Raw genomic sequence first — 9348 nt, forward strand, 5'->3', positions numbered from 1 at the left:
AGTCAGGGAACCTGTCCCTCAACCTTTTTTCACAGGCCTCTATAGTCTTCTGCCTAGTATCCATATGGGAAGTCCCAAAGCTGATAACCAAAAGGGCCTTCCTTTTTATATTCTCCATTCTGCCTCCTATCCAAATATCAATCCTTCTTCTATTTCATCAACACTGTGTATCATCCTCTGATAGTCAATAGTCCTTCTCCTGATTATTATAACAGGTATCCCCAACTCTTCACAGGCTTCAATCTTGTCTATAAAGCCTCCTGCAAAACCACTTTCCTTGGTAATTACTACATCTATCTTGGAGTGCTTTAAAAGGGCTACGTTTATATCCTTACTAAAGGGCCCCTTTAGGGCTATTATATTGTCTGCATTTAGGCCCATAGACTCACAGCTCCTTATTACTTCACTGGTTGGAAGCACTCTGGCAACTAACTTTTTGCCCTTTAGTAGCTTGACATAGGTAGCTAGGTTCTTGCTTCCTGTAGCTATAAGCACATTTTCCCAGTTCTTATTTTTCATAACCATATCACAGGCCTCTTCTATGGTGTCGACTACATATTCCTGCTGGTATTTAATTTCGTCCAAGAGTGACTTTCTTTCAAACCTTATGTACTTGATATCTGTCTGTTCACAGGCCTCAATTGCATTTCTAGATACCTCTACCGCATATGGATGGGTAGCATCTATTACCTGCCTAATTTCCTGGTTCTTGATGTATTCGATCATTTCCTTTTTATCCATCTTGCCATTGATTATGTTTTTTGCATGCTCAAGGGCCAAGTCCTTGCCAAATTCGGTTGCTACAGATAGGACAAAGTCGCTTATACCTATTTCATTTAGCCTGTCGCATATCTTTAAGCTATCTGATGTTCCACCCAAAACCAATATCATATTCCATACCCCCTTGGAGTGATTATCTTATCTCCATCAATATATGTTTCCTTGTTGCCCACTATTATCATAGTTGACATATCACACACCTCAAAGTCCATGGTCTCCAATGTTCTTATATACTTCTCCTCATTAATCCTACCCGCATTTTTTACTATACCAACAGGTGTTGTTGCCGGCTTGTGGGCCTGCATTATTTCAAAGGCCCTCCTCAAGTGGTTTGGCCTCCCCTTACTCTTAGGATTGTATATACAGATGACAAAGTCAGCCATAGATGCCAGTTCAAGCCTTTTTTCTATAAGTGACCAGTCAGTCATCAGGTCACTTAGACTTATCTGGCAGAAATCGTGCATAAGCGGTGCTCCCAGGCTTGCTGCAGCAGATATACTCGATGTAACACCCTGGACTACTCTTATATCCTCTTTCATATCAAGCCTTGAGTTGAGCTCATATACCAGACCTGCCATGGCATAGACCCCTGAGTCTCCCCCACTTATTAGGGCAACCCTATGTCCCTGGGCTGATAGGTCTAGGGCCTTCTTACACCTATCGACCTCCTGCCTCATACCATTTTCTAATACAGTCTTGCCAGCAAGCAGGTCTCCTATAAGACCTATATATGTCTTATAGCCTATTATTATGTCACATTTTTCAATAGTTTCTAGGGCTTCCAGAGTCATATACTCCTTACTTCCAGGCCCTATACCTACAACATAAATCATACTTTTTCCTTTCCAAAAAATCGTGTCTATCTTCTCCCTAGAGCCAAGGTAATTCCCTTGTCTCTGTACATTTTCCCCAAGAGCCTTCCTCCAGCCAATATGTGACAGGCTGGTTGAGCTACAGAATAAACACCCGTAACCTTCTTTACAAACTCTGATTTATCATATATATCATGATAAGCAGCCAGGTCCTCTGGTGCAAAAAATTCACACCTTATACCGTACTTGCTAGAAAACTCATCTATGCAGATTTCATCCCTCTTAAGGTCAATAGAACCCATCCTACCGATAGACCTGACGTCAATATTGGCCTGAGAAAGGTAGCTAAGGACCTCCCCCTCAAAGACTTTTGGATCTGTATTTTTCCTACAGCCTATGCCCAGCACATTCCTTCTTGGAACCACTAGGACCAAGCCCTCTTCTTCGGCCAGCCTACAAAGGTCTAGCTTATCACTGATTACTATCTTATCATACCTAGTCTGGATCTTAACATCTATATTTTTTTCTATATTTCTATCCACAGAAGTTAGGTCCTTGACTTGATCTACTAGACTAAAGCCCCTCAGGTCATCTTCCTCAAAATACTCCCTGTAATCTGGGTCTATATAAAGTTGGATATCCGCACCCTTTAAAAGGTCCGAATTTATAAGCAGGCTCAAGTCTCTTAAATTATCCACATTTGCCCACATCTTTTTAACAAGCATATCAAAGGCACCCTTATTATTAATGTCAGTAGCCGTAGTGATTACAGGATTTGCCCCTATACTAGAGGCTATCCGTCTACATAAATCATTGGCCCCACCCATATGACCAGATAGTAGACTTATAACATTTATACCCAATTCATCCACAACTAGGACGGCTGGATCTGTGAACTTATCGACAAGGTGGCCTGCTATAGACCTGACCACTATACCACTAGCCATTATAAATACCAGGCAGTCTGATTCCTTAAAATAGGTCCCTGACTCAGCCTTAAATTCACTATATGAAATTATCTCTGCTTCAAGCCCTTTCTCGTAGTCAAGACCAATGTCAAACCAGTAATCCTTGCTAAGGGATGACTTTATTTTCTGGGCAAGCTGCCTTGACTGGTCAGTCAAATATATATACCTTATCCTCATAGCAACACCTATATCGAATCCCTGTATTCATGACTAAAGTACTTATCATATAGCTTAGAGTAACTGTACTCATTTCCCAAGAACCTACCAACAAGTATTAGGGCTGTCTTTTTAATTCCAGCCGCCTTAACCTTGTCGGCTATATCCTCTAGAGACCCTCTCACAAGCTCCTGGTCTGGCCAGGTTGCCTTATATACAACTGCAACAGGTGTGTCTATTGGGTAACCACCCTCAAGGAGCTGGTCAACTACCCTATCTATATTCTGGACAGATAGGAAGATGACCATAGAGGTCTGGTGACTAGCGAAGGACCCTAGGCTTTCTAGTTTTGGTACCGGAGTCCTTCCTTCTATTCTCGTAATAATCAGGCTTTGAGAAACCTCTGGTACCGTATACTCTATACCTAGAGCACCTGCAGCACCTAAAAATGAGCTGACTCCTGGTATAGATTCATAGTCTATATCTAATTTTTTCAATTCCTCAGCCTGTTCTCTTATTGACCCGTAAATTGAGATATCTCCAGTCTGCAGTCTGACCACTAGGAGGTCTTTTTTGGCCCCCTCCCTCATGATGTCAATAATCTCTTCAAGGTTCATACCGGCACTGTTATATAGCCTAGCCCCTGACTTACAGTAGTCTAGAAGGTCAGGATTTACCAAGGATCCTGCATATATTACTATATCTGCCTGGCTCAAGAGCCTGTATCCCTTCAGGGTAATCAGTTCCTTGTCACCAGGACCAGCACCTACAAAATATATCTTTTCCATTACTTTTCTCCACTTATAATTACAATTGGGTTTCTAGGTTTAAGGTAATGGCCCCCACCTAGACCTTCTAATACAGATACACCTATCTGAACTAGCTCAATTTTTTTAAAGCCAATATCTTCCATTATCCTATAGGCCTTAGTTGCATTTTCCAATAGGATAAAATTAGACACTAGCCTGCCCCCTTGGTCCAAAAGCTGGTAGGACCAGTTGAGTATATCGCCTAAATTTTCACCACTTCCACCTAAAAATATGGCCTGGTAGGACTTGTTTAGGCCAGATTTTTCTGGGTCTAGTGGGGCAGTTCCATCAATCAAGACCACATTTTTTAGGTCAAATTTTTCTATGTTAAGTCTAGTAAGATCAAGGGCTGCCTGGTCTTTTTCTATTGAAGTCACCCTTAAATGCCTATTATTAAGAGCTGCTTCTACTGTAACACTGCCGGTCCCCGATCCTATATCCAAGAAATTGGAGGCCCTGGTTAGGTCTAGCTTGGCCAGGGATATGGCCCTAACTTCTTCCTTGGTAATAGGTACCTTACCTACTATAAATTCGCTATTTTTCATCCTTATCTCTCCACCTTATCAATATCACTAGGCACATACCGTAGCTGTCCCTAGCCAAAATATCATCTGCACTTCCAACTGTAAGCCTCTGGTTATGGTATGACAGGTTTTCACCAACATAAAAGCTATAATCCAAACCCCTGTCCTTGACCTCCTGGGCTATTTGCCTTGGCCCTATTTTGGAATCGGTCACTAGGGCTAGCTTGTCATGCATAAATATAAAATCATAGTCTGGCTGCCTACCGTGACTACTTGTGATATAGAGGTCATTCATAGGTATTTTGAATACCGAAAAGGCATACTGGATAGAGCTTATACCTGGAACTATTAGCAGGTTTTCTTTATCTTGTATGCTATCCCTCTTACTAGGAATTCTATTCGTTTCAGTAGCCGGGTCATCCTGCCTAGACATAGTCCTATTTATATAGTCAGCTATGCCATAGATAGATGGGTCTCCCGATGCCAGGACCACTATATCCTTGTCCAAATTTTTCTCTATTTGGTCCATCATGCTGGCTAGGTCTGAGCCTAGAACAAAAGTGTCTTGCCCCTCTTTTAGACCAAGGCTAGTCCTTATAAATTCTATATTCCTAGTACCCCCTATCAAGAGTTGGGCCTTATCAATGATTTCTTCTGCCGCCCTAGTCAGGTAAAGACCTGAACCTGGGCCAACTCCAACTACATATACCATCTAACCTCCTTCTAGAAACTAGTCTAGATTTCCGACCTGGCCAAGAGAGAACCATCCATAGAAAATAGGTATACCTCTATCTCTACATTATCTTCCTGACCTAGTCTCATATATTGCTTGGCCCTTCTAGCCGCCTTGTCTGCAAGGACCTTAAAAACCTGTTTATAACCTGCATCCACGATTATATCAACCATAGCATCGGTACTCAAACAGGCATCCACCTCTTTAAGAAGCTCTAGTGGAGCCCCTAGTAGGGCTAGGTTGGCCACCATTATCTCACTCCTGGCATCAGCCAACCTACTATGGCTATTTGTGATACCAGCAGATAATTTAATCAGCTTACCTATATGGCCTCCTATGCTAACCTTACTAAATCCCAGACGCTTGGACTCCATCAGCATATAGCCTATAAAATTACTCATCTTTACAATTTCATTTACATCTATACCATAGGACTTGACCATAATGTCCCTACCTATGTTTCCTGGTACTAGGACTATGGACTCCCTGCCCTCTGCCCTCTTAATGGCCAACTCAGCAGAAAGGGCCTTCTTCCAACCCTCGTCACTCATAGGCTCAACTATACCAGTCGTACCTATAATGGATATACCACCCTCTATTCCAAGTTTGCTATTAAAGGTCTTCTTGGCAATTTCCTGGCCTTGTGGTGCAAATATGGTCACCAAAATCCTCCTGCCAGCCAGGTAGTCATATATATCAAGACCTAGCTCGTCTATAGTCTCTTGGACCTCCTTAAGGATCATACCCAGGGGGACCCTGTTGATGGCAGGCCTTCCAATACCTATATCTAGGCCCTTTTTAGTCACCCTGCCTATACCCTGACCGGATGTAATAAAAAGGTAGTCTGAATCTAGGTCTGACCTAAAATCGGGCACCTGGTCAGGCTCCACTAGGTCTAGTCTAGCAAAAATATCCATGCCATGGGTAGCATCTATATCGTCTCCCCCATCCTTTCTGATAGAGCACTGGGCCCAGTCCTGGCCCCAACTTATATTTTCAACTACCAGGTCTAGGTCTATCCCCTTTGGAGTCCCTATCCTTACCTTATTTATAGGTTTATTTTCCAAAAGCAGCCTTAAGGCAGCCTTGCTAGCACCACAGGCACAAGATCCACTTGTATATCCCCTACGGTATTTTTTTCCTTCTACGTATACAAATTCATCAATCATCTTGTCACCCTAGCTAAAATAATAGTAGAGGATGGCATTTATGATGGCTGCAGCTAGGTTACTTCCTCCCTTTCTACCCCTAGAAACTATATATTCCATATTGGTTTCCATAAGGGCCTCCTTGGAGTCTTCTGCTCCTACAAAACCAACCGGCACACCTATTATGGCACTGGCATTTAACAGGCCCACCTCATTCATTTCAATAGCCTTGTATAGGGCTGTTGGGGCATTTCCAAAAATAAATATCTTGTCCCCACTGTCCTTGGCTGCTATTTCTACGGCCGCCATAGATCTTGTAATACCCTTGGCCTTGGCTAGGTCAATAGTCTCCTGGTCTGCTATTAAGCACCTATAGCCTACACCTAGCTTATCAAGTATCCTCTTGTTTATACCACTTAGACCCATAGTCGTGTCTGTATATATGGTTGCACCATTTTTTATGGCATGGACTATGGTCTCAACTGCCCCTTCTGAGATTTTTAAAATATCTAAATAATCAAAGTCTGCTGTCGTATGGATGGCCCTCTTGATTATAAGCTCCTCTGCCTTTGATGAAAATTTGTAGTCAGGCCTAGTCTCATCTATTATAGCCTGGATAATTTCAAAACTCTTTTCTTCAATTTCACCTGGATTTTTTATATAGTCCACTAGTCTACCTCCTTCTCAAACCCCCATCGATTATATTCTTTACATACTGCCTTTTATATACTTTAGAAATCTCGGAATTTCTAATCTCATACTCTAGTCTTTCTATATCAGTTCTCTCACCTAGACCTATACCAAGAGCTGTCCCGGTATGTGATATATTTAAAAATTCATAGTCACATTCTCTAGCTAACTCAATTAGGTCTCTTAGGTGGGGAGTATTCTTTATATTCTCATTGGCCAGGGCACTGGTCTCACAGGCCTGCCTAATAGATTCCATATGATCATTTTCGATACCGTACTTTAACTTCTTAAATGCTTGGCTGGTAAGCTCCCTATTTTCACCTAGGCACCTGTAGTAGTCCTGCCTCATCCTTAGCTTGATTGTATTAATCTTAAAGCCTGGCTCCAGTATCAATACCTTCTTTACACTCAGCTTTCCAAGCTCATCTACTACCTGGCCCTTGACTGGGTCAAATATACATATATTCTCGTTGTATATTGAATCAGTTGGCTCAACCCTGGCCACAATCTTTGAAATTAGGTCTGGCTCCATATCTTGGCCCAAATAGTCTAATATAGCCATAATACTGGCCCCTATATCTGCAGTCGAACTAGCCATCCCCTTACCTGTAGGTATACTAGATCTTATAGACAGAGATAGCCTGTCCAACCAAGACCTATCTATATCAAAGTGGTCTAGTACATAGGCTATAGCCTCGAGAGACTTGCTTTTGTTTTTTATATTTCTATTTGACATACCAGTCCCTTCACTTATTACAGCCCTTGAAAAGACATCTATACAGTAGGAACTGATACATTCTGCTTTATTTGAATATCCCTGAACCAACTCGCCACAGGTGGCTGGACAGGCTCCATACCCCTTTTTCATAGGTTTTCCTTTCCAAATATACTAAGAAGAGCCTCTATCAAGGCCTCATTTGACCCCCTATCCTTAATGGCTAGCCTTATAAAGCTAGAATCCAGACCCCAAAAATCACTGGCATCCCTTATAAGTATTGAATGGTCCCTAACCAGGACATTCTTTAGGCTACCAGCTGTATGGCCACAACCCTTGTCTATTTCTACTAGGATAAAGGCAGAATCTGTCTTATAGGTCCTCATACCCTTGATTTTAGCAAGACTAGCAAGAAGGTAGTCCCTCTCATCTTTATAGGCTAGCCTGGTATCAATACCGAACCTATACTTGCTTTCTTCCTCTCTTTTTAGTACTTCTATAGTTATTTTTTCAGCCAAGAAATTAACCGTCCAAGGCTCTTTTATACTATATAGATTATCAATAAAATCTTTATTTTCACTTAAAATATATCCCATCCTAAGGCCTGGCATACCATAAAACTTGGTCATGGCCCTTAGGACAAATATATCCTTACAGTCGTAATTTAAGGCTGTATAAGCCTTATAGTCCTGACAAAACTCTATAAAGGTTTCATCCACTAGGAGCTTCACCGACCTAGACTGGCAATACTCTACCAGCCTATCCAGACTTTTTAGGCCCCCGTCTGGATTGTTGGGGTTACATACTACAATAGCCTCAAGGTTATCTATCCTATCTAGGACACCAAGATCTGGCAATTCAAAGGCCCCATCATTGACAACCATATTTATAGACCTATAATCGAGACCACATATTTGGGCTGCCCTGGCATATTCTGAAAAGGTCGGTCCTACAATAGCCAGGCTTCCTCTGACAAGCTTCATAAATAGGAATATTAGCTCTGTTGCCCCATTGCCTACACATACATTTTCAGGCCCCATACCAGCTACATGAGATCCTATAGACCTTCTTAGGTCCATATATTCTATATCTGGATAGGCCCTTATATAGTCTATATTTTCTAGTATTATTTCCTCCAGTCCATCAGGCATTGTAGGATTTATATTTGAGCTAAAGTCAATAATAGGCCCACTTATGCCATATTCTCTTTTTATCTTATCCAAGTCTGCCCCGTGTCCCAAGTAGTTCCTCCATATTTTTTTATAATTACAGGGCTAAAGCCCTTACAAGCAGGTAGGAAATGCAAAAAAATACAAGTCCTACCAGGCTAGAGACGTATAGGAGTCTATTGGCCTTGACTATATCACTTGCCTCTAGGTCCTTTTTTTCATCTCCTATGCTCGGCTTATAGACCATCTGACCAAAGTATGTATTTGTGCCACCCAGTCTTATACCAAGAGCTCCCGCTACAGCCCCCTCTGGATAGGCGCAATTTGGACTTGTGTGATTTTTCCTGTCCCTAAGCCCAATCCTAATAGAAGCCCTAAAGTCATAGGTCAAGACTAGGCTGGCTAAAGCAAAAAATATCAGGGACAGCCTGGCTGGTATGTAGTTAAATACATCATCCAGTCTAGCGGGAAAATATCCCAATTCCCTATATTTTTCATTCTTGTAGCCTAGCATTGAATCCATAGTATTTACTGCCTTGTAGGCAAAGGCCATTGGCAGGCCACCCAAAATATAGTAAAACATGGGGGCTAGACTTCCATCTACAGTATTTTCAGCTACGGTTTCAACCGTAGCCCTTATTATATCTTTTTCTTTCAGATCCTTGGTATCCCTGCCAACTATATAGGAAAGCTGCCTTCTAGCCAAATCAAGATCTCCCTTATCCAGGGCCCTATATACCTTTTTTGACTCAGTTGCCAGGCACCTTGTAGAAAGACAGGTACACATTGCCAATATAGTCATGCCCATATCCAGGTAGGTATTGAAATCAAAGATATGGGACCA

The 9348-nt window shown here is 41.9% G+C and carries 12 protein-coding genes; all 12 read right to left on the minus strand.

Annotated features, from left to right (window positions below):
- The coding region (locus ACW6OJ_RS06290) for a sirohydrochlorin cobaltochelatase (protein WP_456096063.1) at positions 1 to 118 on the minus strand (118 nt) is incomplete at its 3' end.
- 8 nt (positions 119 to 126) lie between these two features.
- A complete protein-coding gene (gene cobK / locus ACW6OJ_RS06295; RefSeq protein WP_455103665.1) occupies positions 127 to 891 on the minus strand; it encodes a precorrin-6A reductase in 765 nt (254 codons plus the stop codon).
- Positions 888 to 1613: a precorrin-3B C(17)-methyltransferase gene (gene cobJ / locus ACW6OJ_RS06300; protein ID WP_304195855.1), complete on the minus strand. Its 726-nt coding sequence runs from the start codon at positions 1611 to 1613 to the stop codon at positions 888 to 890. Before cobJ ends, cobK begins: the two co-directional genes overlap by 4 nt.
- A gap of 26 nt (positions 1614 to 1639) precedes the next feature.
- Positions 1640 to 2737, minus strand: a complete 1098-nt coding sequence (locus ACW6OJ_RS06305; protein ID WP_456096055.1) for a cobalt-precorrin 5A hydrolase — start codon at positions 2735 to 2737, stop codon at positions 1640 to 1642.
- Positions 2738 to 2745: 8 nt separating this feature from the next.
- Positions 2746 to 3504: a cobalt-precorrin-4 methyltransferase gene (locus tag ACW6OJ_RS06310; RefSeq protein WP_456096056.1), complete on the minus strand. Its 759-nt coding sequence runs from the start codon at positions 3502 to 3504 to the stop codon at positions 2746 to 2748.
- Complete coding sequence (locus tag ACW6OJ_RS06315; protein WP_456096057.1) at positions 3504 to 4070, minus strand: decarboxylating cobalt-precorrin-6B (C(15))-methyltransferase; 567 nt, start codon at positions 4068 to 4070, stop codon at positions 3504 to 3506. Before ACW6OJ_RS06315 ends, ACW6OJ_RS06310 begins: the two co-directional genes overlap by 1 nt.
- Entirely contained in the window at positions 4060 to 4761 is a 702-nt protein-coding gene (gene cbiE, locus ACW6OJ_RS06320; RefSeq protein WP_456096058.1) for a precorrin-6y C5,15-methyltransferase (decarboxylating) subunit CbiE, read from the minus strand. The genes ACW6OJ_RS06315 and cbiE overlap by 11 nt, the downstream gene beginning before the upstream one ends.
- 23 nt (positions 4762 to 4784) lie before the next feature.
- On the minus strand, positions 4785 to 5951 hold the full coding sequence (cbiD, locus tag ACW6OJ_RS06325) for a cobalt-precorrin-5B (C(1))-methyltransferase CbiD (protein ID WP_456096059.1): 1167 nt from the start codon (positions 5949 to 5951) through the stop codon (positions 4785 to 4787).
- A gap of 9 nt (positions 5952 to 5960) precedes the next feature.
- Positions 5961 to 6599 (minus strand): cobalt-precorrin-8 methylmutase, encoded by a 639-nt coding sequence (locus ACW6OJ_RS06330; RefSeq protein WP_293429899.1) that lies wholly within the window; start codon positions 6597 to 6599, stop codon positions 5961 to 5963.
- A gap of 4 nt (positions 6600 to 6603) precedes the next feature.
- A complete protein-coding gene (locus ACW6OJ_RS06335) occupies positions 6604 to 7488 on the minus strand; it encodes a GHMP family kinase ATP-binding protein (RefSeq protein WP_456096060.1) in 885 nt (294 codons plus the stop codon).
- Positions 7485 to 8576, minus strand: coding sequence for an aminotransferase class I/II-fold pyridoxal phosphate-dependent enzyme (locus ACW6OJ_RS06340; protein WP_456096061.1), 1092 nt, complete (start codon positions 8574 to 8576; stop codon positions 7485 to 7487). Before ACW6OJ_RS06340 ends, ACW6OJ_RS06335 begins: the two co-directional genes overlap by 4 nt.
- A 25-nt stretch (positions 8577 to 8601) precedes the next feature.
- Positions 8602 to 9348: adenosylcobinamide-phosphate synthase CbiB (cbiB, locus tag ACW6OJ_RS06345; protein ID WP_456096062.1), on the minus strand; the 747-nt coding region annotated here is incomplete at its 5' end.

The sequence above is a fragment of the Peptostreptococcus sp. genome (assembly GCF_977045075.1).

Excerpts from the sequence above, each read along its gene's own strand:
- cobK (WP_455103665.1), bottom strand. The coding sequence starts at position 891 with ATGATATTGGTTTTGGGTGGAACATCAGATAGCTTAAAGATATGCGAC.
- cobJ (WP_304195855.1), bottom strand. The coding sequence starts at position 1,613 with ATGATTTATGTTGTAGGTATAGGGCCTGGAAGTAAGGAGTATATGACT.
- ACW6OJ_RS06305 (WP_456096055.1), bottom strand. The coding sequence starts at position 2,737 with ATGAGGATAAGGTATATATATTTGACTGACCAGTCAAGGCAGCTTGCC.
- ACW6OJ_RS06310 (WP_456096056.1), bottom strand. The coding sequence starts at position 3,504 with ATGGAAAAGATATATTTTGTAGGTGCTGGTCCTGGTGACAAGGAACTG.
- ACW6OJ_RS06315 (WP_456096057.1), bottom strand. The coding sequence starts at position 4,070 with ATGAAAAATAGCGAATTTATAGTAGGTAAGGTACCTATTACCAAGGAA.
- cbiE (WP_456096058.1), bottom strand. The coding sequence starts at position 4,761 with ATGGTATATGTAGTTGGAGTTGGCCCAGGTTCAGGTCTTTACCTGACT.
- cbiD (WP_456096059.1), bottom strand. The coding sequence starts at position 5,951 with ATGATTGATGAATTTGTATACGTAGAAGGAAAAAAATACCGTAGGGGA.
- ACW6OJ_RS06335 (WP_456096060.1), bottom strand. The coding sequence starts at position 7,488 with ATGAAAAAGGGGTATGGAGCCTGTCCAGCCACCTGTGGCGAGTTGGTT.